The sequence below is a fragment of the Asinibacterium sp. OR53 genome (genome assembly GCF_000515315.1).
Classification (GTDB): domain Bacteria; phylum Bacteroidota; class Bacteroidia; order Chitinophagales; family Chitinophagaceae; genus Sediminibacterium.
The window spans coordinates 562,033-587,837 of the sequence record NZ_KI911562.1 but is presented as its reverse complement, the minus strand read 5'-3'; the positions used below and the strand labels follow the sequence as shown (position 1 = coordinate 587,837).

Sequence of the window (25,805 nt, the reverse complement as noted above, 5' to 3'; positions counted from 1 at the left end):
ATTCAATCAATTATTTCATTCCAAAAAATTCAGCCAAAGGACCAAGGGTCAGTGCAGGGAAAAAGCTCAGCGCCGCAACGATGAAGATCACTGCCAGCACCATGATACCGAATGTGCCGGTATCTGTTTTAAGTGTTCCTGCACTTTCAGGTATGTATTTTTTCTTCGCCAGGATGCCTGCAATGGCCAATGGACCAATGATGGGCAGGAAGCGTGACAATAACATTACAATGCCGCAAGTGATGTTCCAGTAAGGGACACCATCACCCAATCCTTCAAAACCGCTTCCGTTATTGGCGGCAGAGGAGGTGTATTCATACAGCATTTCGCTGAAACCGTGGCTGCCGGGATTGTTCAACCAGGCTGCATGGGCAACAGGATCCTGTGCATAGAGGTATGAAGACAAAGCAGTGGCAGCAAGGATCAGCAAAGGGTGCAGCAATGCAATGATGACAGCGATTTTCATTTCTTTTGCTTCGATCTTTTTACCAAGGAACTCAGGCGTTCTGCCTACCATCAACCCACTGATGAAAACAGCAATGATGATAAAAATGTAGAAGTTGAGAAAGCCTACACCTACACCTCCGTAAAATGAGTTCACCATCATCCCCAGCATGGCCATCATACCCGGTAATGGGGTAAGACTATCGTGCATGCCATTAACAGAACCGTTGGAAGTAACCGTAGTAACGACCGACCAGAAAGCGGTGGCTGCAGAACCGAACCTGACTTCTTTTCCTTCCATACTACCCATTCGTTGGTCAATACCCATTTGTGCAATGGCAGGATTGCCCTTCATTTCATAATACACGGAAGGCAGCAGGAAGAGCAGGCATCCGATGGTCATAACACCAAAGATGGTCCAGGCCAGCTTTCTTTTTTTGAGTACATATCCCATGGCAAAAACAAGTGCCACAGGGATGAGAAAGATAGAAGCGCATTCAGCTATATTGGTGAGATAGTTGGGGTTCTCCAGCGGGTGGGCAGAATTGGCGCCGAAAAAGCCGCCCCCATTGGTGCCGAGTTGCTTGATGGCCACCATTGCTGCGGCGGGGCCTCTTGACACATGCACGGTATCTCCCTGCAATGAAATAAACTGCGACTTACCCTGGAAAGTCATGGGCGTACCATTGAATACCAGTAACAGGGCCAGCACAATTGAAAGCGGCAATAATATCCTGGTGCAGCTTTTTACAAAGTAGTTATAGAAATTACCGAGTTTGTCGGTGGTCCTTTCTTTCATTGCATTGAATACTACTGCACAAACAGCCATACCTGCACCTGCACTGATGAACTGGAATAACATCAACACCAATTGGCCCAGGTAGGAAACACCTGTTTCGCCACTGTAGTGCTGCAGGTTGGTATTGCTAACGAAACTGATGGTGGTATTGAAAGCCAGATCGGCCGACATGCCAGGGTTGCCATCGGGGTTGAGTGGCAGCCATCCCATATTCATGAGTACGAACATGGAAAAGAGAAACCATACCAGGTTGATGGTGAGTAAGGCGGTTAAGTGTTGTTTCCAATTCATTTCTTTTTCCGGCCGGATGCCTGAGAGTTTGAAAAAGAGGCGATCCAGGGGCGCCAGGAATTTGTCGGGCCAGGTTCTTTCTTCACTGTACACTTTCCCAATATAACGGCCCAGTGGAAGGGCCAGTAACAGGGTAAGAATAAAAGTGACGCTGATGCCCAAAATTTCTGTGTTCATAATTCAGTCTGTTGGGGTTTAAAATTTCTCAGGTTTTACCAGTACATAACAGAGGTAGCAGAAAACCAGGATGGCAATAATGAATAGTAATAACATGGATTATATTTTTTCGAACCATTGAATGAATTTGAAAAACAGGACGAAGAGGACGAGCCCGGTGGCAATGAGCAGAATTGTTTGCATAGCATGTTTTTGAGCAATGTGCCAAAAAGGTGCCACTAAAGACAGGTTAGCGTATTGGGGATGGAAAGCCCTTTGTTTGTGAGGGTTTGCTGTTACGGAAGAAAAAAGAGGTAGAAAAGCCGCTCCGCTGTACCTTTTCATTTTGGGGTGGTTTTTTCATTTTGGGAAGGAAGAGAGAGGCCATCCTTAAGACGAGCTATAATAACAGTGTCAGCTGAGAAATGGGGTATTTACAGTATTTTACTAACGAGCCAATTGTTCATTACTTCTAATACTTCCGGGGCGAAGGTTTCTGACAATTGTGCATATTCCTGGATGGTGCATTTGGTACAATGCTGAAACAAATGGTTTAATCCGGAGAAGATCTTAGCCGTTACATTTTTATTTCCGGCTTTGTTTAGTGACGCTGTAATCGCAGACACATTCTGTTCCGGGGATACCTGGATGTCTTTCCCACCATTTAATACCAATACCGGGCATTTTACTTTACTCCAAAACAGATCCGGTTCCGTAGCAATAAAATATTTAAGCCAGGGCTTCAATTCCGCTTTGACTTGGAAATCAGCATATATCTCTGGTGTTACTTTTTTTGCATTAAGCGGTGTTAAAATGCTATCGGGTAAACCATTTTTCCAACTGGCAAATAATTCTTTTGCCCTATTCAATATCAACGAGTCATTTTCATTAGCATGATCATGAATCATTTGTAGTGTTTGTTTCGTAAGTGAATAGAAAGCATTGTATGTATCGCCATTTACTGCATTTTTTAAAGGGTCCGTTTGCTGTTTCAGCAATACTTCTGCGCCCGATACACCCGTTCCCGCTAAGGAGATTATAAAAGACAAATGGGGCCATTTCGTGTACACCAAAGGTGCAATAAAGCCGCCCTCACTATGTCCGATAAGGCCTATCTTGCGCTTATTAATTTCTTTTCTGGTTAATAAATAATGAATACTTGCTTCCACATCATTTGCAAAATCAGCGCTGGTAGCATTTAATACATCTCCTTTGCTTTTGCCGATATTCCTGTCGTCTACCCTTAATACGGCAATGCCATGGTTGGTTAAGTAATCGGCAATTACAGCAAAAGGCTTATGATTAAAAATGGTTTCATCTCTATCCTGTAACCCGCTTCCGGTGATCATTATGGCTACCGGGAAGGGGCCCTTTGTTTTCGGATACGTTAATGTGGCGCCTAAATGAACGGTCTTCTCTGTATTGTCATATTCAACACTATCAACATTGTAATGGAAAGGAGGTTTAGGGGTTTGAGGCCTGTTGTTTGTTTGTGCCTGTGCAACTGAGAGAATGCCTGTAAGAGCAAGGAATAGTTTTCTCATGCTTACTATTATTTTTGATCTTTCGACTCCTGGTGTTGTAGTACCGGGGGCGTTAGTGTTTTCTAAGATAATGTTTTTGCAGTTAAGAGGCGTGCATTGATTCATAGGGACATCACAGGATATGATACTCCTCAATCTTCCGGTATAAAGTAGTGAGCCCGATGTTCAATAGCCTGGCGGCTTCGGTTTTATTTCCTTTGGTATGGTTTAATACGCGTTGTATGTGCAGTTTTTCAACACTGGAGAGATCAAAAGCGGAAAGTTGGGATGAGCTCTTATGGATAGAGCCTAAACTGGATTGCAATTCAACCGGCAGGTCTTCTGTTGTAAGCGTATCGCCGGTGGCAAGTATCACTGCTCTTTCCATGACATTCTTGAGTTCGCGGATATTGCCCTTCCAATCGTGTTGCTGCAGGCGCTCTATGAATTCAGTGTTCATAGTTGTAACATGCTGATTGGTTTTGAGAGCAAACTGGCGCAGGAAATGTTCGGAGAGTAATGGGATGTCTTTGACCCTTTCGCGCAGGGCCGGCAATGTAATGGTGAAAACATTCAGCCGGTAATAAAGGTCTTCGCGGAAATGTCCTGATTGTATTTCATTCTGTAAACTGCGGTTGGTAGCGGCAATGATGCGCACATTCACCTTGGTAGAGCGGGTATCACCTACTTTGATGAATTCTCCTGTTTCCAACACGCGCAATAATTTGGCCTGCAGTTCCATCGGCATTTCGCCGATCTCGTCGAGAAACAGGGTGCCATTATTCGCTTCTTCTATAAGTCCTTTTTTGTCTTTCACTGCACTGGTGAAAGCACCGGCTTTGTGTCCGAATAATTCACTCTCCAGCAATTCTTTCCCAAATGCGCTGCAATTGAGTGCCAGAAAAGGCTTGCCCGTTCTTTTACTGGCATGGTGTATGGCCTGGGCAAAAACTTCTTTGCCGGTGCCCGTCTCTCCCAGTAGCAAAACCGTGGCATCGGTAGGTGCTACTTTTTGCGCCAGGGCTACAGCTTCCTTGATCAGGGGTGAGCGGCCAAGGATCTGTTCGAAACCATATCGCTTGCCCACGCGTCGTTCCAATAACTCAACATGCTTGCGCAGTTGTACTTTTTCCATTGCCTGATTGAGGAGAGGAATTACTTTTTCGTTGTCATCACCCTTGGTGATATAATCAAAAGCACCACTCTTCATGGCCTGAACGCCATCGGCAATATTGCCATAAGCGGTGAGCAATATGATTTCAACGGAAGGATATTTGGACTTGAGTTCCTGTACAAACTGCAGGCCGTTGCCATCAGGTAATTTTACATCGCAGAGCACCACATCTATGGCCTCTTTATCCATCAGCTTGCGTGCCGATTTGAGGTCGGGCGCTTCCCATACCGTGAACCCTTCGAGCCGGATGATGCGGCTGAGCAGGGTGCGGAGCTTTTCTTCGTCGTCTATGAGAAGGATGTTGCCCAAAATGACTGATTTAAAGTCAAAATTAAAAGTCAAAAGGCAAAACAGCGTGATTAACTCATCTAATTTCTGTAAGCTGACTCACATTGTTATTCGGATTGACTGTTATGGCATATATTTTTTTGCCTGTGGCGATATCAGGCAAAGAGCCAAGGTCTACGGTAGCAGTTTTGCTGGTGGGGATCACCTGTACCAGTTGTGTATTGATGAATTGTGGTTCGGCGCCTGGTTGCAATACCAGTATGGCAAATGCCTTGATCTTTTCTTCACCTTTATACACCAGCTTTATTTTATTCCCCTCCAGTTTCTCAACCAGGGGTTGTATGGGAACAGTATTGTCTACCCAGGGCATGGCAGGTACCAGGGCCGGATAACGGTAATAGTGATTGCGCAAACTGTCGCTCCATCCGTTCGGATTGCTCTCAAATACCTTGCTGTTGAAATAAATGCTCCCACGGGTAGTTGGGTATGTTCTTAGTTCGCGTATTTGTTCCGGCAACTCATTGGGATCCCTCCATGCAGCATTGCTGCCGGCGCGGTAAATACCATGCCCAATATAAAGGTCTTTGCCATAGGCATGATCGTTCCACCATTCCAGCAATACATCGTAATTGGCCAGCTTATGACCACGTTCCCAATACAACTGAGGTGCTACATAATCGATCCAGCCTTTTTCCAGCCATAACAGGATATCGGCATAGAGATCGTCGTAATTGGTTTGCCCGCCTTTTGTATCGCTGCCCATGGGATCCTGACTTTTGTTGCGCCAGATGCCGAACGGACTGATGCCGAATCGCAGCTTGGGCTTGATTGCCTTGATGGCTGTGAACAGATCGTAAATAATGCTGTCGCAATTGCTTCGGCGCCACTCGTCTTTACTCAATCCGTTGCCATAGCGTTTGTATTCTTTTGCATCGGGAAATTCTTTTCCTGCAATACGATAAGGGTAGAAATAATCGTCGAGGTGAATGCCGTCTATATCGTATCGCTTCACCAGGTCTTCCACTACTTTCACAGTGTGTTGTCTTACCTGCGGCAGACCGGGGTTGAAATATTTTTTATCGCCGTAAACCAGGAACCATTCAGGATGTGTTTTGGTGAGATGGTTGGATGCAATGGAAGAATTCCGCATGTTGAATACAGCCCTGTAAGGGTTGAGCCAGGCGTGGAACTCCATGCCGCGTTTGTGTGTTTCGCCGATCATAAAAGCGAGCGGATCGTAAAATGGCACAGGAGCCTGTCCTTGTTTACCCGTGAGAAATTCGCTCCAGGGCTCATAAGCAGAAGGATACAATGCATCAGCGGCGGGCCTTACCTGTACAATCAACGCATTCATGCCATTGCGTTTGTGCATTTCTACCAGCCGGATGAATTCTTCTTTTTGTTCTGCCACGGAGAGGGTTTTCTTGCTGGGCCAGTCGATATTGCTAACGGAGGCTACCCATACGCCACGGAACTCGTAATTAGGAGAATATTGCGCAATACCCGGCTCCAAGCCGGCTACAACTATCAAACAAAACGCCAGAAATTTTTTCATGCCACGAAGATAAAGAAGAAGCAAGTGTAGAGCTAACCATTCATCCGCGCATTTTGTCGAGTAAACGATTCAATGTGATTGCTTCTGATTCAGAGAGGGATTGCAGAATACTATCGAGCGCTGCATTTTTGTGTTCGAGTTTTTCCAGTAATTCAAGCCCTTTGTGCGAAATGCTTACATCTACCAGGCGTTTGTCGGAAGGGCAGGTTCTTTTTTCCACGAGCCCTTTTTTCAGCATGCGCTCCACGATACGACTGGTATCGCTCATACGGTCGAGCATGCGACTCCTGATCTGCAATGTGCTTAATGGTTGCTGGCATCCCTTGAGTATGCGAAGGATATTGTATTGTTGTTGTGTGATGTCTTCCGATTCTAACAGATATTTGATCTTTTCATTCAACCAGTTGGATGAAAAGATCAAATTAATAGCCGCTTTCTGGTATTCATTCCGAAAAAGTGGTTGTTGTATATCCTGTTCGAGAGACATATTTAGTTGTGAGTTGATGGGTATTAGTTATTAGATTGACTGGTTGTGACTCTCAATATATTAAACTAATATGAAAGATGCAAATCCCTTCTAACAACTAACATTTATCAACTCACAACTCATCAGTTTTCCCAAACACTCAACCCTTCGCTGCAATTGGCACAAATGTCAATGTTTTTGCGGCTGCTGAGCAGTTCACGCCGGAACTGCCTGTAGTTGTCGTTATGCCATGTTTCCCGGAAACTTTGTGTTGTAAGGTTGCCCAATTGATGGGTGGCATCTTTATCAAAACAACAGGGTACTACCAATCCATCCCAGGTGATCACGTTCGCATGCCAGAGTTTCCAGCAATGATTTTTCAGACCGCTTTTCACTTGCATCTTTCCGTTACGGTCTTTTTTATAACGGCTGTATTTGTTATTTTGAGGGATCAATTGGTGCGGATCATTTTCATAATCGTATACCTGTGCGGTCTTAAAACGTACCTGGTCTACACCAATGTCCTTACCCAATCTTTTTACTTCCTCAATTTGATGTTCATTGGGTTTCACCACCAGGAACTGGAAGAAAACAAAAGGCGTTTTGCTTTTCAGCTTTTTTTTCCATTTAACAATATTCCGGGCGCCTTCGAGTACTTTATCCAGTTTTCCGCCTACGCGGTATTGTTGGTACACATCTTGTGTAGTGCCATCAATGGAAATGATGAGGCGGTCGAGCCCGCTTTCTACCGTTTGCCTGGCCTTTTCATCGGTGAGGTAATGCGCATTGGTAGAGGTAGCGGTATAGACTCCTTTATCATGCGCATATTTCACCATGTTCAGGAATTCGGGATTGAGGTAAGGCTCTCCCTGGAAATAGAAGATCAGGTAGAGCAGGTCCTGGTGGATATCGTCGATGGTTTCTCTGAAGAAGTCTTTCTGTAGCATGCCGGTAGGCCGGGTAAACGCGCGAAGTCCGCTGGGGCATTCGGGACAACGCAGGTTGCAGGAAGTGGTAGGTTCAAAAGAGATGGAAACAGGGTATCCCCATTGAACGGGTTTTCCTGTTAAACGTGTAAGCTGGTAACTACCGTACACTTTGATGGCATTCCAGAAGCGCCGCAGGGTCAGTTTTTGTAGGAGATTGATACTATCGTTCCAGTTGAAATAGGCCATAGGATTGTAAAAGTAGTATTAAATGCACGAGTTTTGCAAGGGATGGAGCGCACAGATAGCTGAAGCGCCTCATCCAGCAAAAATAACAGCCGCCAGGGGCGGCGAACCATAAAGATACGGATGAAAAAAAGCAGACGGACAAAGAACAGGATAGAAAGGATATTGTGGTTGGTGGTGTTGTGTTGCCTGGGCGGCACGGCATCGTACCTTTTCCTGCGCCAGCGTTGGGAGAGAGAAGAGGAGTCGAAAGCGAAGTTTGTTCATTTTACTGCTTTCGGCATCGATATACCTACAGGCTATTCCATACACGGGATCGATGTGAGCAGTCACCAGGAGCTTATTGCATGGCAGGAAGTCAGGGCAATGAAGATCAACAACACGAGACTGGGCTTTGTGTTCATCAAAGCAACAGAGGGGCTCAACGATACCGACAAACGTTTCAAACAGAACTGGGAAAAGGCGAAAGCCGCCGGTATGGTTTGCGGTGCTTATCATTTTTTCCTGGCTAACAAGAGCGGTGCATTGCAGGCCCAAAATTTTATCAGCCAGGTAAAATTGACGAAGGGCGATCTGCCGCCGGTGCTGGACATTGAAGAGTTGTATGGCGTGAAGCCCGACTCAATGCGCAGCCGGATCAGGGAATGGCTGGTAACCGTCGAAAAAGCATACGGGGTGAAACCCATCATATATTCTTATGCCGATTTTTATGAGCGGAACCTGGGGCGGGCTTTCGATGCATATCCTTTATGGGTAGCGCATTATTTTGAGCAGGAAAGTCCGCACGTGAACCGCCCCTGGACTTTCTGGCAGCACAGCGATGCCGGGCATGTGAATGGGGTCAGGAATATCACCGATTTCAATGTCTTCAATGGGGACTCCCTGGAATGGCAAAAAATATTATTAAAATAATTATGAGAATAACCCTGTATTCTTTAACTTACTGGGTAAATTAAAAGGTCTTTTTGGGAAATGGGGTTATGGGAAAGGGAATATAAGTAGCTATTTTTCAGTGTGTTCTAAAACACGGACGGGTGTAGTATTTCCTTTAACATTTCATTGTTAAACCATTGACAAAAGTTTTTGTCTTTTATACAGATCTTTGTGTTAGAAAAGCAGCGAAGTAAAAGCCTGGTGTATCTGGGTTTAGAAAGTATTAACAGAGGCAGCAAGGGTTTGGCACCGATTTTGAGTTAATATAAGTAGAAGCGCAAAACAAGTTAAGTAGTCAATTTTCTCATAAGCAGTTAGTTTTGGTTGCGGCCCCGATTTCCATCGGGGCCAATTTTTTTACAGGCATTCCTGTTCCATATATAAGCAATCAAACTGCCTGTACTATCTGCCAGTATATCCCATCCTTCAAAGCTCCGCCCCGGTATCCAGAATAATTGGATGAATTCAATAGCAATACCATATCCGATGCTCAACAAGGCGATGAGCAATACCCATTTCAAACGTCTTTGCAATGTCCAGGGGCTTTTTACCACGGGATAGCCAAAGCATAACCCCAATAAGGTAAACATACCAATGTGTACCAGCTTATCGAATTGAGGTATAGCGGAAAACCAATTCGTAGGCAGGTCTGCACCCGGGAGGGTTAACAGTACCGTGCACAGAACGAAAAGCAGGATCGCAGGGACAAAAAGAATCGCTTTCAATCAAAATTAATTTATCCTACCAGTGTGCTGTAAGCTTCATGGGTCATCAGTGCGGCTACATCTGCCGGACTGGCTACGGTCATTTTGATCATCCATCCGTCTCCATAAGGATCGGTGTTTACCAGTTCGGGTTGTTTTTCCAGGAGGCTGTTCACTTCAACCACAGTTCCGGCAACAGGCAGAAAGAGGTCGCTTACTGTTTTAACAGCTTCAACGGTTCCGAAGACTTCTTCAGCGGCCAGTGTTTTGCCGGTAGAAGTAATATCTACATAAACGATATCACCCAGTTCATGCTGTGCAAAATCGGTAATGCCGATGATAGCGGTATTGCCTTCCAGGCGTATCCATTCGTGGTCTTTGGTGTAGCGCAGTTCTGCGGGAAAATTCATAAAGCGTGGTTTAATAGTGCAAATATTGAATAAAAAACGATCTTTCAAAAACCTTGTTGTTCAAAATACAGGAGAATATGGTCTTTGATGAAGTTCTCCTGTTCGGGCATGCTCATCACAGGTAATTCTTTCAATTGCCTGAAATGGGGCCAGCCTTCTGCATCCTGTTGCTCCAGTGCATAATAGCCACTCTGTGCCAACACCGTACATATCGCTACATGCATGAGGTCCTGCTTCTGCTCTTTCGATATTTTCTCTTTCACAAAACCGGTTTCCTGCATGCCAATAAGGAACAATACGGCTTCCAGGTCGGGCTTTTTACCGAACCGCTCCACCAGTTTGGCTTCGAGGTTCCACCAGCGCTGCTGTAAATCATCTGTTGCGAATACCATGTGGCAAAGGTAAATGACTGTTATCTTTGCGGCAAATCGATCCTTATGTTACAAGTGAGTGTATTGCGCAATGATACGGCTGAAGTAAAGAGAAGACTGGCAGTAAAGCATTTCAAACAACCCGAACTGGTGGATACCATCATTCAACTGGATGATGAGCGTAAACGCCTGCAGGCCGAATTCGACAATACACAATCGAAAGTCAACACAGCATCTAAAGAGATCGGTAAGCTGATGGCACAGGGACAAAAAGAAGCGGCCGAAACCCTTAAGAGCGATGTAGCAGGATGGAAAGCAGCCCTGGAGCCGCTGAAAGAACAAATGGCCAGGGTAGAAAAAGAACTGAACGATACCCTGGTATTATTACCCAACCTGCCCGGCACACAGGTGCCGGAAGGACGTACGCCGGAAGACAATGTAGTGGTAAGGGAAGGAGGTATTAAACCTGTGCTGCCAACTAATGCAACACCACACTGGGACCTGACCAAAAAATACAACCTGATCGATTTTGAACTGGGTAACAAGATCACCGGCAGTGGTTTTCCTGTTTATACCGGACAGGGCGCCAAATTGCAAAGAGCGCTGGTGCAGTATTTTCTCGATTACAATACCGCAGCCGGCTATAAAGAATACCTGCCTCCTTTCATGGTGAATGCCGATTCTGCTTATGCAACCGGACAATTGCCCGATAAAGAAGGACAGATGTATCATGCAACGGAAGATGATTTTTACCTGATTCCCACGGCAGAAGTACCTGTTACCAATGTTTACCGCGATACGATCCTCAAAGAAGAAGATTTCCCGGTAAAAATGACGGCCTATTCACCTTGTTTTAGAAGAGAGGCTGGCAGTTATGGAAAAGATGTACGTGGCCTCAACCGCCTGCACCAGTTTGAAAAAGTAGAGATCATTCAGTTGGTGCAGCCCGAAAAAAGTTACGATACACTCGATGAAATGGTGCTGCATGTGGAAAAATTATTACAGTCGCTGCAATTGCCTTATCGTTTATTGCGTCTCTGCGGCGGCGATATGGGTTTTGCCAGTGCCATTACGTATGATTTTGAAGTGTATAGTGCTGCACAGGAACGTTGGCTGGAAGTGAGCAGTGTAAGCAATTTCGAAAGTTTCCAGGCCAACCGTCTCAAGTGCCGTTACAAAGATGCTACAGGCAAAACGCAACTGGTACATACGCTGAACGGCAGTTCGCTGGCATTGCCCAGGATACTGGCCTGCCTGCTCGAAAACAACCAGGGCGATGAAGGCATTTTATTGCCCGAAGTGCTGCATGGCTATTTTGGAAAGAAGATGGTGGTTGCCGGCAACTGATGTAAATAAAAGCGCCCCCTGGAAAGAGAGCGCATGATACAACATGAGAAATAAAAGCCGTTTACCAGTTGCTGAAACGGATACCTACGGCATAGGGATATTGTTCTAACCGGGTACTTTCCTTGTGCAGCCTGTTGATGCTGTACGAACCGTACAGGCGCACGGGGCCCAGTCCCAATTCAGCCACAGCCGCTAGACGCCAGGGCTCGAGGCTGAAATCGCCGTTGTTTTTCTGCTTACCCCTTTCGGCGCTCACCTGTTTGTTGCGGTTGCTGAGCATATACCCGGCGCTCACACCCGCACTGAAAGAAAAACTCCTTTTTTTATCCGGCGAAGGATTGATGTTCACCATCAGCGGCACCGTCAGGTATCCCACATATAGTTTGTTCTTGGAAAAAGAGATGGAATCATTGTACACATAAGGCACAGGGTCTTTGCGGTAACTGATCCGGCTGTCGTAACGAAAATTGTACATTTCAAGCCCCAGTCCGTATTTGAGATTGACCACATGCTTTACCATGTTCAGCTTTTGCATGAAAAACCAGATGTTCACATTGCTGGATTTGAGGTTGTTCAGGTGGAAGCTGTTGGCATTTACCTGGCCGTCTGCCGGACGCAGTACCCTGAAATAGCCTCCAGACTGTGCTGCCGTATAATCGGTCTGGTCGCGAAAATTGGCAAAGCCCAGGTCGAAGATGAACCAGTTCGTGCTGATATTGGTTCTTCTGTGGCTACGGTGTTCTGTACGGATCTCGAAATCTTTGTCCCAGTTCTTCCACACACTCTCCTCATCGCCCGACCCGCTTTTTTTCTTTTTGATGATGATGAAATTGCCCACTTTGATCGTGTCCGATGAACGGCCGGTGCTGTCGGTCTGCGCCATTCCCCATCCGGTAACGAACAGTGCCGCTACTAAACTTACTACATACTTCATACGATTTTTTACTTTATCTCAAGCTGCGATTGTCTTCTTCCTCCCGGGCAGCTTTGCTTTTAAAAATGCTGGACGCCTTCCTGAAAAAGCCGCGCAGTTTGTCTTTATTGATCTCGATAGAACCCAGTAAGAGTCCTTTATTGTCTTCATCGGTTTCCAGCTCTTTGTATTTTGTAATAGCAGCATTATTGTTGGCTGCTGTTGCTTCTTTCGGAGCAATAACAGGTTGTTGCAAACTGGTATTGGCAGCCAGTACTTCAACCGGTTGATGTATCTCGGTTCTTCCAACATTTGTGCTTACAGGAATAGCTTCTTGTACTTTTGCCAGGGAGCGGTTCTGTTCAGCAGGTAAACTATTTTCAACAGGTATGGCTCCTGCTGTTTGTATTTTTATAGTAGGCTGTTTATTAGCTGCAGGTGTGGTAGTATGAACTGCAACGAGTTCTTTGTTTTCAGTATTGGTAATAACATGCTCAACAGTACCCGGTGATGGTATGGTTGTTTTGTTTTGAGGCTGAACAGTAGGTTTGTTGATAGCAGCCAATTCTTTTTCAGCCGGCAGGTTGCGGCGGAGAGAGCCGGGAATCAACCAAATGACCAGTCCCAGACCTGCTAAAACGGCTGCCACAGCCACGCGCTGCCAGCTTATATAAATAACAGGTCTTTTTGTTGAAGCGCTGCGGTAAAGCGATTCTTTATAGGGAAAAGACACTGGCTCGGCTTCGAGTTTTGTTTGTTGAAGCAGATGCAAATAAGCTTTTGCCTCCGGGTTCTTCATCAGCAAAGCTTCCATACTTTCTTTTTCAGCACCTGCTAACTCGTCATCGATATAACTGAGTAATTGCTCTTCGTAAGAAGATGCATTAACAGATGTAGTGTTTTTGTATAGCGATTCCTTGAAAGGAAAATCAACTGGTTCACCGGGTAATAAGAGGGTTTGCCTGAGGGCTTCCAGTTCCACCGCCAGATCGGGATTATCTGCTACGAATTGTTCCACTGCTTTGGCATCCGCGGCAGGGAGTTCCCCGTCGAGGTAGAGCAGGAATAATTCTTCGTAGTTATGTCGGTCGATGTTTATCACAGGTCTTATATGATATTTTCAGGTTTCACCAGGTAGGTTTTCAATGCCAGCCTCGCGCGATGCAGGTACACTTTTACCTGGCTCGCGTTCAGGTTCATGATCTGTCCGATCTCTTCATAACTGTATCCTTCATAATCTTTCAGCATCACCAGGCTTTTTTGCGTTTCATTGAGACGGTTCAAGGCCTCCATCAGGGTTTTTCTGGGATTACTGTGTAACTGGTAGGTCTTGCTTCCGCTTTCTTCAAATATATCTTTCAATTCTATCCTTTTCACCTTCCTGATATGGTCGATCATCTGGTTATAGGCAACGGTAAACAGGTATGATTTTGATTTGATGGTCTCGATCGTTTCCCGGTTACGCCAGAGTTTTTCGAATGCAGTTTGCACAATATCCCTGGCATCTTCCTCGTGCCGGAGGTTTTTCACGATAAAGCGGTAAACATTATCGGCGTATTGTGTGACGCAGTCGTTGTACTCTTTTTCAGTCATGTTGTTGACTATTGATACGATTGAAGAGCCGCTATGTTACACTAAGGGCAGAAAAACATCAATAATTGATCACCTGCTCCTGTATGGCTTCGGGAATGGGCCTCCATTCGTACTGCTGGTTGCGTAACTGGGGTTCGAAACCGGCCTCGCGGATGGCGTCCTGCATGGTCTTGTAGGTAAAACGGTGGGGTGCACCGGCTGCACTCACTACATTCTCTTCGATCATGATACTGCCGAAATCGTTCGCGCCTGCATGCAGACAGATCTGGGCAGTTTGCTTGCCCACTGTAAGCCAACTCGCCTGGATGTTCTTAACATTGGGCAGCATGATGCGGCTGATGGCGATCATGCGGATATATTCATCGGGGGTAGTGAGGTTGTGTACGCCCCTGATACGGGCCAGTAAGGTATCTACATCCTGGAAGGTCCAGGGAATGAATGCCAGGAAGCCTTTGGCCGACTCCGGTTTACGGCTCTGCACTTCCCTGATGCGCACGAGGTGAATGAAACGCTCTTCCAGTGTTTCCACGTGACCGAACATCATGGTAGCGCTGGTGGTGATGTTGAGTTTATGCGCTTCGTGCATAATGGCGAGCCATTCATCGGCACCGCATTTTCCTTTGGAGATCAGGCGTCGCACCCTGTCAACCAATATTTCAGCACCTGCACCCGGCAAAGAATCCAGTCCTGCTTCCTGCAAAGCCATGAGCACATCGCGATGGCTCATTTTTTCCAGCTTGCAGATATGGGCCACTTCGGGCGGACCCAATGCATGCAGCTTGAGGGTAGGATATTCCTGCTTCAACTGGCGGAATGTACGGGTATAGAAATCGAGGCCTAGCTCAGGGTGGTGTCCGCCCTGCAACAACAACTGGTCGCCACCATATTTGAATGTTTCCTCGATCTTCTTGCGGTAAACCGGCATATCGGTGATATATGCTTCGGCATGACCCGGTATACGATAGAAGTTACAGAATTTGCAATTGGCGATGCAAACATTGGTGGTATTTACATTCCGATCGATCTGCCAGGTCACTTTTCCATGTGGCACCTGTTGCTTACGCATCTCATCGGCAACATACATCAGTTCGGTCAGGGGTGCCTGTTCAAAAAGGAACAGACCTTCTTCAACGGAAAGGAATTTAAAACTTAGTGCTTTCTGGTATAAATCGGCTAGTTGCATATCATCCGCTCATTTAGTAGAAAAGGCAAAGGTAAGATGATAAATGCCATTCATAAAGTAATTGAGCAGCTATTAAAAATTAAGCTTATATTCAATTTGTATGAAACGCTTATTGCTTGCCAACCTGCTGCTTTTCTGTTTTTTTTCTTTGAAAGCACAGGAAGAGTTCGTAGCTCCACAATCGCGCTTGCTCACCAAGTTCTCTTTTACACAACTCAGTGGCGGCATTGTGATCGTAAAAGCACAGGTAGATGATTCGCCCGACTCGCTCAACTTCGTATTCGATACCGGCAGCGGCGGTATTTCGCTCGATTCAACCACTGCTGCGGCTTTGAAGCTGTCGCTCAAGATGAGCGATAAGACCATTCGCGGTATTGCGGGGATGCGAACGGTGGAGTTTGCGTATAATCATACGCTCAGGTTACCCGGACTGGTTACGGAACACCTCGACTTTCACATCAATGATTACGACCTGCTTACCAGTGTGTATGGTATTAAAATAGACGGCATCATCGGGTATAGTTTTTTGAGAAGGTATATTGTGATGATCGATTATGATAAACAGCTGATCGAAGTGTTTACACCGGGCACTATCAAATATCCACGCGGCGGATATATATTGAAACCGGATTTTTCAACACTGGCCATGCAGCATGCAATGATCGGCGATGAAAGAGAGATCAACGGTAAATTCATTTTTGATACAGGCGCCGGGCTCTGTTTTCTTTTATCAAAAGATTTTGTGGATGACAGCGTGTTCATCAAAAAGAAAAGAAAATATTATGCCACGCAGGCAGAGGGTTTAGGCGGGAAAAAACAAATGCAGATAACGGTGATCAAATCGGTGAAGCTGGGGCCGTATAAATTCCGCAAAGTGCCCATCCATATTTTCGAAGACGATTTCAATGTCACCTCTTATCCTTTGCTGGGCGGACTGATAGGCAACGATATCATGCGCCGTTTCAATGTGATCCTGAATTACCCCGAGCGAAGTATTTACATCAAACCCAACAGTCATTACGCAGAGTCTTTCGATTATTCGTATACCGGTCTGGGCATTTATATGATCAATGGTGAAATACGTGTGATAGATATTGTCAAAGGTTCCCCAGGCGATAAAGCAGGTTTCAAGCCCGACGACATTATTTTTTCTGTGGAATCTAATTTCTCCAAGAATATACAGATATACAAAAATCTCTTTCAGAATACCCTGGGCAGGGTGAAAGTAATTGTTTTCCGCAATAACAATCCCCTGGTACTTACTATGGATATCAAAGACATCAGGCGGTAGCACAAAATGACTAATTTGCGCTTTTTATAAGGAATATGATTCAATTTAATCGATTTGTGCTGGAGAACGGATTGCGTGTGTTGGTACACGAAGACCCGTCCACACCCATGGCTGTAGTAAATATCATGTATGATGTAGGCGCACGCGACGAAGCTCCTGCTCAAACAGGCTTTGCGCATTTGTTCGAACACCTGATGTTTGGCGGCAGTATCAATATCGCCGATTACGATGAGCCCCTGCAAAGGGCCGGCGGTGAAAACAATGCGTATACCACCAATGATCTCACGAATTATTATTGCCAGTTACCGGCAGAAAATATAGAAACCGCTTTCTGGCTCGAAAGCGATCGCATGCTGAGCCTGGCTTTCAGCGAAAAGAGTCTTGATGTACAGCGCAAAGTGGTGGTGGAAGAGTTCAAGGAACATTATATCAACAAACCTTATGGCGATGTATGGCATAAGATGCGTGAACTGGCTTATACCACACATCCTTATCGTTGGATGACTATTGGTAAAGAATTAGCACATATAGAACACGCACAGATAGAGGATGTAAAAGCATTTTTCTTCAAACATTACAGGCCTGTGAATGCTATTCTTGTAGTGGCGGGAAACGTGCAGACAGACAAGGTTAGAACACTGGCCGAAAAATGGTTCGGCGATATTCCCATGGGAGAGAAATACCAGCGGAATTTACCGGTTGAACCAAAGCAGGCAACCCCGAGAAAAGCAATATACCATGCCGATGTGCCGCTGGATGCTTTCATCAAAACCTGGCATATTGCCGGCCGGCTCGATAAAGGCTATTATGTAGCCGACTTAATTACGGAAATACTGGGAGGTGGAGGCTCATCGCGACTTTACCAGGCATTGGTAAAAGAACGGCAATTATTTTCCAGCCTGGATTGCTATCATTTCGGAAGCATAGATGCCGGTTTGCTGGCTATCGAAGGAAAATTGGTAAAAGGAGTGAGCATGGAAACGGCTGCCGAAGCCGTGGATAACGAGGTTGCGCGGATGCGAATGGAAAAAGTGAGTGATACTGAATTGCAGAAAGTAAAGAATAAAACAGAAAGCGTGATTGCTTTTGAAGACATGAGTGTGATGAGCCGCGCCGGAAGCCTGGCCCTGTATGAATTGCTGGGCGATGCACAACTAATGAATACCGAACTGCAAAAATACCATGCAGTAACGGAGCAGGATATCCTGGAATACAGCCAGGCCATCTTTGATGAGAACAACAGCAACACGATCTTTTACTACAGCAAACCCAATCGATAAAATGCCCAACAGGAAAGCAGCCCCCGAAATAGTAGATGCAGTGGATTTTGATCTGCGACTGAAACCCTGCGACCGGTTTACCCTTGATAACGGCGTACCCGTTTATGCCATCGATGCAGGCGCAGAAGAAGTGATAATGATCGAGTGGGTGTTTTATGCCGGTAACTGGTATGAAGAAAAAAACATCGTAGCAGCCACTACTAATTTTTTGTTGAAGAATGGTACAAAGAAAAAAAATGCTTTTGCCATCAATGAGCATTTTGAGTTTTATGGCGCTTACCTGAATCGCCAGTGCTATAATGAAACGGCCACTATTTCTTTGCATTGCCTGGCAAAACATTTGCATCACCTGTTACCCGTAGTTACCGAACTCATCACCGAAAGTATTTTTCCCGAAGAAGAACTGGCCATCTACAAACAAAACCAGAAGCAACGACTGGAAGTGAACCTGAAGAAATGCGATTTCATCGCCAACCGGTTGATCGATGAATATCTTTACGGGTTTCATCATCCGTACGGGCGATATACTTCAACACTGGATTACGACCAATTGCAGCAGGATGAATTGAAAGCTTTCTACAAGCGTTTTTATGTTGAAGGAAAATGCCTGGTGTTCACGGCAGGGAAATTACCGGGAGATATTCAACAACAATTGAATAAAACATTCGGCCATTTGCCCCTGAATAAACAACTGCTACCTGAAACAGTATTCAACCTGCAGTCCGCCGATGAAAAAAAATACCATATCCTCAACGATGCGAATGGTGTGCAAGGTGCCATTCGTATCGCCCGTCCTTTTCCCAACAGGCATCACCCCGATTTTCCCAAGGTGCAGATATTGAATAACCTGTTTGGCGGTTTTTTTGGTTCAAGGCTCATGAGCAATATCCGGGAAGACAAAGGCTATACTTACGGCATACACAGTTACCTGCAAAATCACATACACAACAGTGCCTGGATGATCAGCACGGAAGCGGGCAGGGATGTATGTGAAGCCACTATTGAAGAAGTGTACAAAGAAATGGCGCTCCTGCGTAAAGAACCGGTGCCGGAAGAAGAACTCGATCTGGTACGTAATTATATGATGGGTTCTTTGCTGGGCGATCTGGACGGCCCCTTTCAGATCATTGCCAGGTGGAAAAGTTATGTGTTGAACAATCTGGAGGAAGCTTATTTTTATAATAGCATAGCAACCATCAAGACAGTGAGTCCGGAAGCGTTGCGGGAACTGGCAGAAAAATACCTGCAGCCCGACGCATTTTATGAGTTAACGGTAATATAAATTATACTTCATGATAGGACGTTTCTTTACAAAGACCGTTGCAACAGCAGTAGCCATACTGGCTGCCGCCTATATACTGAAAGGTATACATGTAAATGGCACTGCCACTGCCTTATTGGTGGCGCTCGTATTGGGCCTGTTAAACAGCTTTGTGAAACCTGTGCTGATCTTGCTCACCATACCTATCACTTTATTGACGCTGGGATTGTTCCTGTTGGTGATCAATATTCTCATTGTAAAATTCGCCGCCTCCCTGGTACCAGGATTTACAGTAGACGGATGGGTATCGGCGTTATTGTTCAGCCTGGTGGTATCATTCTTTACTTCTATTATCGAAGCTATCCTGGGCAAAGGCGGTAACCCGCAATAAACATTACAAAGAAGCGATGAGCTGCTTTACTTTCTCGCCAATCATATCTCGTATTTGATTGAACTCAACGGGCTCCAGGTGTTTGGGGTCTGGTATCTGCCAGTCGATGAACTGTTTGGCGGGCATCCAGGGACAGGCATCGCCGCAACCCATGGTTACCACTGCATCGAAAGGAGCGTATTGTTCCACTTCCTGTAATGATTTGCTGTCGTGCTTGCTGAGATCATAACCCAGTTCTTTCATGGCTGCAATGGCTTTGGGATTCACTATGCCGCTGGGCTTACTGCCCGCACTGAAGGCTTCAACAGCATCGCCGCCATATATAGTGGCAAAAGCCTGGCTCATCTGGCTGCGGTTACTGTTTTCAATACAAACGAAAAGGAGCTTCTTTTTCATAGAGGCACAATGATACAACATAAAGCCTTTCATCAGCCCGGGAAGCCGTTTATGTAAGAGTTAACTACCTCGTTTGAATATAATATATTGACTATCAAATGAATAAGCTTAGCCAGTTACAGTCTTCTGCCTATTACTAAAAAAAAACTGGTACTATGTGTTGCATAGTACCAAATAATATCCCATCTTTGTGTTGTTAATGAGAACAGGCATTTAAAAACACTATCAAATAAAAGAATCATGAAAACACAAAACATTCAATTGCTGACAGCCCTGGAGAAAAGCGATATCACTAACTTGGTGAAGGAAGCATCTGTAAAAGAAACAGTAGCCCGGGTAGCAGAACACAAAGCCATTTTTACAGCGGCCGATTACTGGAACCTCCAGCGCAGCAGAAGAACAAGGACCGGACGGAGATTCCTGATGGCATAAGCAGCAAACCAATCTCATTTCATAACAACGATCTCCCATCCCGCGCAAAAACAGGTGCGGGACGGAAGGTCCAAAAACTCCGGATATGGATATTCAGAACACACAGAGTCAGATGCGAAAGGGGGTATTGGAGTTTTGCATTTTGTCCATCATACGCCAGGGTGAAGTATATCCCAGCGATATTGTGGATCGCATGAAGACTGCCAACCTGCATATACTGGAAGGCACTTTATACCCGTTGCTCACACGATTGAAAAATGCAGGCTTGCTGACCTATCGATGGGTAGAAAGCAACAGCGGACCTCCCCGTAAATATTTCGTGATGACAGACAAAGGTCTTGAGTTCTATGGCGAACTGGAAAGAACCTGGCAGGAGCTGGCCGGCGCCGTACATACTTTGACACAATCCGCCATGGATCCAACATCCGAACCCAACCCATCCCAACCTTAACCAACAAAACCAGAACAGAAAATGAAAAAGGTAATCAATATAAACTTCCAGGGCAGGGTGATTCCCATCGAGGAATCGGCCTACGACATGCTCAAACAGTATGTTGAAAGCTTGCGTAAGTTCTTTGCCAACGAGGAGGGGCGCGACGAGATCATCAATGATATCGAAGGGCGTATTGCAGAACTGTTTGGCGACAGCCTTAAAAAAGGCAGTACCTGCATCACTGATGAAGATGTAAACGGTATTATCGCAAGCATGGGCCGCCCGGAAGACTTTGAAGGAGAAGAGAGCAAAGTGCAAACTCAATTAGGAGAAGAATCCAAACAGCAGCAGCAAAGCAAAACATTTTATGAAACTGCCAATGAGGCACCGAGAGGCCGCCTTTACCGCGACGAAAGCGATAAAATGCTGGGAGGTGTGTGCAGCGGTCTGGCCAACTACCTGCGCGTAGACCCTACGATTGTCCGCCTGGTATTTGCCCTCATCACTTTTGGTGCCGGAACCGGTATTCTGTTATACATTCTTTTATGGATCATACTGCCTTCCAAGAGGCTTGAAAATGCTACTAGCACCAAACGCTTATATCGCAATCCCGATGAAAAAGTGATTGCCGGCGTGGCGAGCGGGTTGGCTGCTTATTTCGACATAGCCGTATGGGTACCCCGACTGATCTTCGTGCTGCCGCTGGTAGTAGGTATATTCACTTCCATATTCAGGCATGCTTTCTGGTTCGACTATAACCCATTCCCGGGCATCGTCTTCGGATCTTTTGGCGGCACGCTTTTCATCACGTATGCCATACTTTGGGCGGTGATACCGGAAGCCAAAAGTGCATCGGATAAACTGGAGATGCGTGGTGAAAAAGTAGACCTCAATACCATCAAGAATACCATACAGGAAGACCTGGAGGGGTTTAAAAGCCGCGCCGAGAAATGGGGAGGTGAAGTAAAAGAGCGTGCGCAACAATTCGGACAGGAATTCGGACAAACCATCAGCCAGAAGGGACAACAGTTCAGCGGCGAAGCAGTAAAGATCGGCAGGAGAGGCGGTAGCCGGCTGGGCAATGCCATAGCCATTATCTTCAAGGCATTCTTTCTTTTCCTCGCAGGTATACTGGCTTTTGCCTTACTGGTTACGCTCCTGGCTTTCCTGGTAGCAGGAATAGGTGTATTCCCCCTGAAGGATTTTTTCCTGGAAGGCGTGACACAAAACTTCCTCGCGTGGGCAACACTGTTGCTGTTCCTGGGCGTGCCGGTGGTTGCTTTCATTATATGGATCGTGCGCAGGATCATGGGTGTTAAATCGGGCAACAAGTTTCTTGGTTTCACTTTCGCCGGACTGTGGTTCATCGGATTATTCTGCGGCATTATGCTGGCCGTTTCCATCGCACGTAATTTCGATGCAAGCGCCAGGGATAAACAAGAGTACTCCATTGTACAGCCCGGTACGGGAAAACTGATCATTAATGTACCCGATAGTAAAGTGAAAGTGATTGGTGGATGGCTGGGTAAAATAGATGGCGTGATGAGTGTGAGCGATGATAGTCTTTTCCTTAATAATGTAAGGCTTCGCATCTTAAAAAGTAAGGATTCTGTTTACCATATCTCCGCTACCAAGTACAGCAGCGGAAAAGATGCCGGTAGCGCCATGGAAAATGTAAAAGGCATCAACTATGGTATCAACCAGGAAGACAGTACCATTTGGCTCGACCGGGGATTCTCCCTGCATACAGGAACCCAATTCCGCAACCAGCGTGTAGAAGTAACCGTACAGGTGCCGGTGGGCAAACGGATCATGATCGACAGGAGAGTGGCGAACAGGCTCAGTTGGTTTCATGTCAATGACGGCGACTGGGGCGACGACTGGAACGATTACCAAAATTGGGACAGCAATGTGGAATACATTATGAGGGCAGGCGGATTGGAAAGAGTACACAAGGAAGAAGATGCGCGCGACAACAATAATAATGATGACGAGAACAATGCAGTAGAGCAATACAAGAAGAGCAAAGAAGAACTGCGTAAGGAATATGATAAAAAACAAAAAGAAGCAGAAGAGCTTAAAAAAGAACTGGATAAACCCGTAGATACTACTACTCGTTATCATTATCAGAAAGCCACCACTTACGAAGAAGTGCCCCAGCCAAATGCTGTGATACCTGCGGTGCATGCCGAGAAAAAAGAAGAAAAGATAGACATCACATTCGATAATGCAAGATTGATGATGATGCAAATGGTACTATAAAATCGGTTGAAGTTGGGAAAGCAAGAACCCTGATTTGTTCTCAGAACGGGGTTCTTCCCTTTTATGGAGGCTTTCACTTATTTTTGCCCCCACACTATCTAAACTATATATGAAGAATACTCCTTTTACGCAGAAACACATAGCGTTGGGCGCAAAAATGGCCCCTTTTGCAGGATACAATATGCCCATCAGTTACAGCGGTATCAACGATGAGCATGCGGCTGTTCGCAAAAATGCAGGTGTTTTTGATGTAAGTCACATGGGAGAGTTCATACTCAAAGGCCCGGATGCACTTGACCTTATCCAGCGCGTTACTTCGAACGATGCTTCCAAACTCACCAATGGGAAAGCCCAGTATAGTTGTCTGCCCAATGAACAGGGAGGCATTGTAGATGATCTCATTGTCTATTGTATAGAAGAGAACAAAACATATATGCTGGTGGTGAATGCCTCCAATATAGAAAAAGACTGGAACTGGATATTGAAGCACAATACCCGGAATGTGGAAATGCACAACATCAGCGATAAAACCTGTCTGCTGGCCATACAGGGCCCGAACGCCACAAAGATGTTGCAACCGCTTACCGATATGGATATCATGAACCTGAAATATTACACGTTTGCCAAAGGAAAATTTGCAGGCGTAGATAATGTGCTGGTAAGCGCCACTGGTTATACCGGAGCCGGTGGTGTAGAGATTTATTTTGAAGACAGCAACGGCGCGGCAGATAAGATCTGGGACGCCATTTTTGAGATTGGTGCACCACAGGGGCTGAAACCTATTGGATTGGGGGCGAGGGATACCCTTCGACTGGAGATGGGTTATTGTCTCTATGGAAATGATATCGATGATACCACTTCTCCACTGGAAGGCGGGCTGGCATGGATCACCAAGTTCAGCAAAGATTTTACTGCAAAAGAAATACTCGAAAAACAAAAAACGGAAGGCGTTAAACGGAAGCTGGTTGGTTTTGAAATGATTGAAAGAGGCATCCCGCGCCACGATTACCTAATCAAGGATGTATCAGGCAATACGATCGGAAAAGTGACCAGCGGTACGCAGGCGCCTTCACTGGGTAAAGCAGTGGGACTGGGCTATGTAACCGTAGACCACGCTGCTCTTGATAGCGAAATTTTTATCGACATACGCAATACACCTGTCAAAGCAAAGGTGGTTAAAATTCCTTTCTAATAATTGCGTATTAGTACGGTTTTTAAAAAGACCGGAACAGTTAAACTTTGTGATGCATTCGCTACGGTGAATGACCGTTCATCGATTCATCATCAAAGTAAAACTGTTGCTTATGTACACGATCAGGAACAGGGTACAATTGATCGGCCATCTTGGCCAGGCCCCTGAAATCAAACAATTCGATTCTGGAAAGAAAGCTGCACACCTGCGTGTGGCCACCAATGAACATTACCGTGATGTAAACGGGGAAAAAGTGTCCGATACCCAATGGCACCGGGCCATAGCCTGGAACAAGCTGGCCGATATTGCTGAAAAATACCTGTTCAAAGGAAGTGAAATTGCGCTCGAAGGCAAGATGGTCAATCGCCAGTATACAGATAAAAAAGGCGATAAACAATACATAACCGAAATACAGATCAATGAGTTACTGATACTGGGAAAGAAACTTCCTGAACTGCAGCAATAGCATTACTCAATACTGTGGCTCAGGTTCCCTGCAGCTGTTCTTTGTGTTTGGTTGCACAAAAGAACGCAGTCTGCCTGCATCGATTGAAGAGGGTTAGCGTGTGAGTGCCAAATGACAAAGATGCCGGGCTGTATCGGTTGTCCGGATGGATGTTGTTTCTATGTTCCCCCCGCATGATCCAACAAACAGCATCTTTTGTGACTCGGTTCTTTTTGTGCAAGGCCGGCCTTTCCAGGCTGGCTCTTTGTTCTTCCTGAACTTTATCTTTGCAACCTATGAATCAAAAACCCAGTTTATTTACCGTTGTATCTCCCCGTTTGCTGGATATCTATGATATTTCAAACAGTATTGTGGTAGTCATTGATGTTTTCCGCGCCACATCCACCATTGCTACCGCCTTATATAATGGCGCTACGCGTGTGATTCCCGTTGACAGCGTGGATAAATGCATCCAGATAGGCAAGACGACCGGCGGCATCACAGCCGGAGAGCGTGATGGTAAAGTGATTGAAGGTCTTGCACATGGCAATTCTCCGGCCGAATACCCGCGTTCTTTCATCGCAGGAAAAACACTGGTACTCACCACCACCAATGGTACCAGGCTTTTACACATGGCGCTGAATAATGGTGCATCTGAGGTTATCACAGGATCTTTTCCCAACCTCTCTGCCGTGTGTGACCATCTGGTGGAGCAAAATAAGAATGTGGTATTGGGCTGCTCTGCCTGGAAAGACCGCTTCAACCTGGAAGATGCCCTTTTTGCAGGTGCAGTCATTGAAAGGATCAGAGACCATTTTGCCATCCATTGCGACAGCAGCCTGATGGCGGAAGACATGTACCGCCTGCACAAAAACGATATTAAACAGTTCATACGTAAAACTACCCACTGGCACAGGCTGGCGGCTTACGGACTGGAAGCCGACCTGGAATACTGCGTAACGGCCGATCAGGCCAATGTTTTGCCCGTTTACCGTAACGGGGACCTCATAAGCCTTACAGGCCCTGCCGGGGGATCTTAACAAACATTTCATCCACATTCTTCCCTTTAGTTTTCGGTAACTGCCGCGCTTTCCTTTACT

Annotated in this window: 27 protein-coding genes; 12 read left to right on the top strand and 15 right to left on the bottom strand. The window is 45.8% G+C overall.

Annotation, left to right across the window (positions count from 1 at the left end):
- Positions 1 to 10 precede the first annotated feature (10 nt).
- The 7 genes from kdpA to SEDOR53_RS0102490 form a co-directional block, all read right to left on the bottom strand.
- Positions 11 to 1,711 carry a potassium-transporting ATPase subunit KdpA gene (gene kdpA / locus SEDOR53_RS0102520; RefSeq protein ID WP_026768295.1) on the bottom strand — a complete coding sequence of 567 codons (1,701 nt, stop codon included), beginning with the start codon at positions 1,709 to 1,711 and terminating at the stop codon, positions 11 to 13.
- Positions 1,712 to 1,729: 18 nt separating this feature from the next.
- A complete protein-coding gene (locus tag SEDOR53_RS19430) occupies positions 1,730 to 1,807 on the bottom strand; it encodes a potassium-transporting ATPase subunit F (protein ID WP_084220465.1) in 78 nt (25 codons plus the stop codon).
- Positions 1,808 to 2,124: 317 nt separating this feature from the next.
- Positions 2,125 to 3,234 (bottom strand): S9 family peptidase, encoded by a 1,110-nt coding sequence (locus SEDOR53_RS16945; protein ID WP_051416460.1) that lies wholly within the window; start codon positions 3,232 to 3,234, stop codon positions 2,125 to 2,127.
- A 112-nt stretch (positions 3,235 to 3,346) separates the two neighbouring features.
- Positions 3,347 to 4,699 carry a sigma-54 dependent transcriptional regulator gene (locus SEDOR53_RS0102505; protein ID WP_026768293.1) on the bottom strand — a complete coding sequence of 451 codons (1,353 nt, stop codon included), beginning with the start codon at positions 4,697 to 4,699 and terminating at the stop codon, positions 3,347 to 3,349.
- A 52-nt stretch (positions 4,700 to 4,751) separates the two neighbouring features.
- A complete protein-coding gene (locus SEDOR53_RS0102500) occupies positions 4,752 to 6,230 on the bottom strand; it encodes a glycoside hydrolase family 10 protein (protein WP_026768292.1) in 1,479 nt (492 codons plus the stop codon).
- Positions 6,231 to 6,270: 40 nt separating this feature from the next.
- The gene (locus SEDOR53_RS0102495) at positions 6,271 to 6,717 is read right to left on the bottom strand and encodes a MarR family winged helix-turn-helix transcriptional regulator (RefSeq protein ID WP_026768291.1); all 447 of its coding nucleotides are present in this window, start codon (positions 6,715 to 6,717) and stop codon (positions 6,271 to 6,273) included.
- 122 nt (positions 6,718 to 6,839) lie between these two features.
- Positions 6,840 to 7,871 (bottom strand): radical SAM/SPASM domain-containing protein, encoded by a 1,032-nt coding sequence (locus tag SEDOR53_RS0102490; protein ID WP_026768290.1) that lies wholly within the window; start codon positions 7,869 to 7,871, stop codon positions 6,840 to 6,842.
- Positions 7,872 to 7,991: 120 nt separating this feature from the next.
- On the opposite strand from SEDOR53_RS0102490, the gene SEDOR53_RS0102485 reads away from it, so the two are divergent.
- Positions 7,992 to 8,780, top strand: a complete 789-nt coding sequence (locus tag SEDOR53_RS0102485; RefSeq protein WP_026768289.1) for a glycoside hydrolase family 25 protein — start codon at positions 7,992 to 7,994, stop codon at positions 8,778 to 8,780.
- 335 nt (positions 8,781 to 9,115) lie between these two features.
- Here SEDOR53_RS0102485 and SEDOR53_RS16940 read toward each other — a convergent pair whose 3' ends face one another.
- Genes SEDOR53_RS16940 through SEDOR53_RS0102470 form a run of 3 tightly spaced genes read right to left on the bottom strand, consistent with a single transcriptional unit; the run spans position 9,116 to position 10,307 of the window.
- Positions 9,116 to 9,526: a VanZ family protein gene (locus SEDOR53_RS16940; protein WP_051416459.1), complete on the bottom strand. Its 411-nt coding sequence runs from the start codon at positions 9,524 to 9,526 to the stop codon at positions 9,116 to 9,118.
- Positions 9,527 to 9,537: 11 nt separating this feature from the next.
- On the bottom strand, positions 9,538 to 9,915 hold the full coding sequence (gcvH, locus tag SEDOR53_RS0102475; RefSeq protein WP_026768288.1) for a glycine cleavage system protein GcvH: 378 nt from the start codon (positions 9,913 to 9,915) through the stop codon (positions 9,538 to 9,540).
- A 44-nt stretch (positions 9,916 to 9,959) separates the two neighbouring features.
- Complete coding sequence (locus tag SEDOR53_RS0102470) at positions 9,960 to 10,307, bottom strand: hypothetical protein (RefSeq protein ID WP_026768287.1); 348 nt, start codon at positions 10,305 to 10,307, stop codon at positions 9,960 to 9,962.
- 45 nt (positions 10,308 to 10,352) lie between these two features.
- On the opposite strand from SEDOR53_RS0102470, the gene serS reads away from it, so the two are divergent.
- Positions 10,353 to 11,633, top strand: a complete 1,281-nt coding sequence (gene serS / locus SEDOR53_RS0102465; RefSeq protein ID WP_026768286.1) for a serine--tRNA ligase — start codon at positions 10,353 to 10,355, stop codon at positions 11,631 to 11,633.
- A gap of 61 nt (positions 11,634 to 11,694) precedes the next feature.
- Here the strand turns inward: serS and SEDOR53_RS16935 are convergent, their stop codons facing one another.
- From SEDOR53_RS16935 to mqnC, 4 genes are read right to left on the bottom strand one after another with little or no spacing between them, the layout of a single operon-like run.
- Entirely contained in the window at positions 11,695 to 12,567 is an 873-nt protein-coding gene (locus SEDOR53_RS16935; RefSeq protein WP_051416458.1) for an outer membrane beta-barrel protein, read from the bottom strand.
- Between the two features lie 13 nt (positions 12,568 to 12,580).
- Complete coding sequence (locus tag SEDOR53_RS0102455) at positions 12,581 to 13,648, bottom strand: anti-sigma factor (RefSeq protein ID WP_026768285.1); 1,068 nt, start codon at positions 13,646 to 13,648, stop codon at positions 12,581 to 12,583.
- Between the two features lie 5 nt (positions 13,649 to 13,653).
- Entirely contained in the window at positions 13,654 to 14,139 is a 486-nt protein-coding gene (locus SEDOR53_RS0102450) for an RNA polymerase sigma factor (protein ID WP_026768284.1), read from the bottom strand.
- Positions 14,140 to 14,197: 58 nt separating this feature from the next.
- The gene (gene mqnC, locus SEDOR53_RS0102445; RefSeq protein WP_026768283.1) at positions 14,198 to 15,322 is read right to left on the bottom strand and encodes a cyclic dehypoxanthinyl futalosine synthase; all 1,125 of its coding nucleotides are present in this window, start codon (positions 15,320 to 15,322) and stop codon (positions 14,198 to 14,200) included.
- 100 nt (positions 15,323 to 15,422) lie between these two features.
- Between mqnC and SEDOR53_RS0102440 the strand changes: the two genes are divergently transcribed.
- From SEDOR53_RS0102440 to SEDOR53_RS0102425, 4 genes are read left to right on the top strand one after another with little or no spacing between them, the layout of a single operon-like run.
- Positions 15,423 to 16,613, top strand: coding sequence for an aspartyl protease family protein (locus SEDOR53_RS0102440; RefSeq protein ID WP_026768282.1), 1,191 nt, complete (start codon positions 15,423 to 15,425; stop codon positions 16,611 to 16,613).
- A 35-nt stretch (positions 16,614 to 16,648) separates the two neighbouring features.
- The gene (locus tag SEDOR53_RS0102435; protein WP_026768281.1) at positions 16,649 to 17,893 is read left to right on the top strand and encodes a pitrilysin family protein; all 1,245 of its coding nucleotides are present in this window, start codon (positions 16,649 to 16,651) and stop codon (positions 17,891 to 17,893) included.
- 1 nt (position 17,894) lies between these two features.
- Positions 17,895 to 19,175, top strand: a complete 1,281-nt coding sequence (locus SEDOR53_RS0102430; RefSeq protein ID WP_026768280.1) for a pitrilysin family protein — start codon at positions 17,895 to 17,897, stop codon at positions 19,173 to 19,175.
- Positions 19,176 to 19,185: 10 nt separating this feature from the next.
- The gene (locus SEDOR53_RS0102425; RefSeq protein ID WP_026768279.1) at positions 19,186 to 19,545 is read left to right on the top strand and encodes a phage holin family protein; all 360 of its coding nucleotides are present in this window, start codon (positions 19,186 to 19,188) and stop codon (positions 19,543 to 19,545) included.
- A 3-nt stretch (positions 19,546 to 19,548) separates the two neighbouring features.
- Here SEDOR53_RS0102425 and SEDOR53_RS0102420 read toward each other — a convergent pair whose 3' ends face one another.
- Positions 19,549 to 19,941 carry an arsenate reductase ArsC gene (locus SEDOR53_RS0102420; RefSeq protein WP_026768278.1) on the bottom strand — a complete coding sequence of 131 codons (393 nt, stop codon included), beginning with the start codon at positions 19,939 to 19,941 and terminating at the stop codon, positions 19,549 to 19,551.
- 240 nt (positions 19,942 to 20,181) lie between these two features.
- On the opposite strand from SEDOR53_RS0102420, the gene SEDOR53_RS0102415 reads away from it, so the two are divergent.
- The 6 genes from SEDOR53_RS0102415 (at position 20,182) to SEDOR53_RS0102390 (ending at position 25,745) form a co-directional block, all read left to right on the top strand.
- A complete protein-coding gene (locus tag SEDOR53_RS0102415) occupies positions 20,182 to 20,373 on the top strand; it encodes a hypothetical protein (RefSeq protein ID WP_026768277.1) in 192 nt (63 codons plus the stop codon).
- Between the two features lie 85 nt (positions 20,374 to 20,458).
- Entirely contained in the window at positions 20,459 to 20,824 is a 366-nt protein-coding gene (locus SEDOR53_RS0102410) for a PadR family transcriptional regulator (protein WP_026768276.1), read from the top strand.
- Positions 20,825 to 20,845: 21 nt separating this feature from the next.
- Positions 20,846 to 23,068, top strand: coding sequence for a PspC domain-containing protein (locus SEDOR53_RS0102405; RefSeq protein WP_026768275.1), 2,223 nt, complete (start codon positions 20,846 to 20,848; stop codon positions 23,066 to 23,068).
- Positions 23,069 to 23,177: 109 nt separating this feature from the next.
- Positions 23,178 to 24,260: a glycine cleavage system aminomethyltransferase GcvT gene (gene gcvT, locus SEDOR53_RS0102400; RefSeq protein WP_026768274.1), complete on the top strand. Its 1,083-nt coding sequence runs from the start codon at positions 23,178 to 23,180 to the stop codon at positions 24,258 to 24,260.
- Between the two features lie 112 nt (positions 24,261 to 24,372).
- Positions 24,373 to 24,726, top strand: a complete 354-nt coding sequence (locus SEDOR53_RS0102395; RefSeq protein WP_026768273.1) for a single-stranded DNA-binding protein — start codon at positions 24,373 to 24,375, stop codon at positions 24,724 to 24,726.
- A 275-nt stretch (positions 24,727 to 25,001) separates the two neighbouring features.
- Entirely contained in the window at positions 25,002 to 25,745 is a 744-nt protein-coding gene (locus tag SEDOR53_RS0102390; RefSeq protein WP_026768272.1) for a 2-phosphosulfolactate phosphatase, read from the top strand.
- Positions 25,746 to 25,805 lie beyond the last annotated feature (60 nt).

Coding starts and splice junctions, on each gene's coding strand:
- kdpA (WP_026768295.1), bottom strand. CDS start 1,711: ATGAACACAGAAATTTTGGGCATCAGCGTCACTTTTATTCTTACCCTG.
- SEDOR53_RS19430 (WP_084220465.1), bottom strand. CDS start 1,807: ATGTTATTACTATTCATTATTGCCATCCTGGTTTTCTGCTACCTCTGT.
- SEDOR53_RS16945 (WP_051416460.1), bottom strand. CDS start 3,234: ATGAGAAAACTATTCCTTGCTCTTACAGGCATTCTCTCAGTTGCACAG.
- SEDOR53_RS0102500 (WP_026768292.1), bottom strand. CDS start 6,230: ATGAAAAAATTTCTGGCGTTTTGTTTGATAGTTGTAGCCGGCTTGGAG.
- SEDOR53_RS0102495 (WP_026768291.1), bottom strand. CDS start 6,717: ATGTCTCTCGAACAGGATATACAACAACCACTTTTTCGGAATGAATAC.
- SEDOR53_RS0102490 (WP_026768290.1), bottom strand. CDS start 7,871: ATGGCCTATTTCAACTGGAACGATAGTATCAATCTCCTACAAAAACTG.
- SEDOR53_RS0102485 (WP_026768289.1), top strand. CDS start 7,992: ATGAAAAAAAGCAGACGGACAAAGAACAGGATAGAAAGGATATTGTGG.
- gcvH (WP_026768288.1), bottom strand. CDS start 9,915: ATGAATTTTCCCGCAGAACTGCGCTACACCAAAGACCACGAATGGATA.
- SEDOR53_RS0102470 (WP_026768287.1), bottom strand. CDS start 10,307: ATGGTATTCGCAACAGATGATTTACAGCAGCGCTGGTGGAACCTCGAA.
- serS (WP_026768286.1), top strand. CDS start 10,353: ATGTTACAAGTGAGTGTATTGCGCAATGATACGGCTGAAGTAAAGAGA.
- SEDOR53_RS16935 (WP_051416458.1), bottom strand. CDS start 12,567: ATGAAGTATGTAGTAAGTTTAGTAGCGGCACTGTTCGTTACCGGATGG.
- SEDOR53_RS0102450 (WP_026768284.1), bottom strand. CDS start 14,139: ATGACTGAAAAAGAGTACAACGACTGCGTCACACAATACGCCGATAAT.
- mqnC (WP_026768283.1), bottom strand. CDS start 15,322: ATGCAACTAGCCGATTTATACCAGAAAGCACTAAGTTTTAAATTCCTT.
- SEDOR53_RS0102440 (WP_026768282.1), top strand. CDS start 15,423: ATGAAACGCTTATTGCTTGCCAACCTGCTGCTTTTCTGTTTTTTTTCT.
- SEDOR53_RS0102435 (WP_026768281.1), top strand. CDS start 16,649: ATGATTCAATTTAATCGATTTGTGCTGGAGAACGGATTGCGTGTGTTG.
- SEDOR53_RS0102430 (WP_026768280.1), top strand. CDS start 17,895: ATGCCCAACAGGAAAGCAGCCCCCGAAATAGTAGATGCAGTGGATTTT.
- SEDOR53_RS0102425 (WP_026768279.1), top strand. CDS start 19,186: ATGATAGGACGTTTCTTTACAAAGACCGTTGCAACAGCAGTAGCCATA.
- SEDOR53_RS0102420 (WP_026768278.1), bottom strand. CDS start 19,941: ATGAAAAAGAAGCTCCTTTTCGTTTGTATTGAAAACAGTAACCGCAGC.
- SEDOR53_RS0102415 (WP_026768277.1), top strand. CDS start 20,182: ATGAAAACACAAAACATTCAATTGCTGACAGCCCTGGAGAAAAGCGAT.
- SEDOR53_RS0102410 (WP_026768276.1), top strand. CDS start 20,459: ATGGATATTCAGAACACACAGAGTCAGATGCGAAAGGGGGTATTGGAG.
- SEDOR53_RS0102405 (WP_026768275.1), top strand. CDS start 20,846: ATGAAAAAGGTAATCAATATAAACTTCCAGGGCAGGGTGATTCCCATC.
- gcvT (WP_026768274.1), top strand. CDS start 23,178: ATGAAGAATACTCCTTTTACGCAGAAACACATAGCGTTGGGCGCAAAA.
- SEDOR53_RS0102395 (WP_026768273.1), top strand. CDS start 24,373: ATGTACACGATCAGGAACAGGGTACAATTGATCGGCCATCTTGGCCAG.
- SEDOR53_RS0102390 (WP_026768272.1), top strand. CDS start 25,002: ATGAATCAAAAACCCAGTTTATTTACCGTTGTATCTCCCCGTTTGCTG.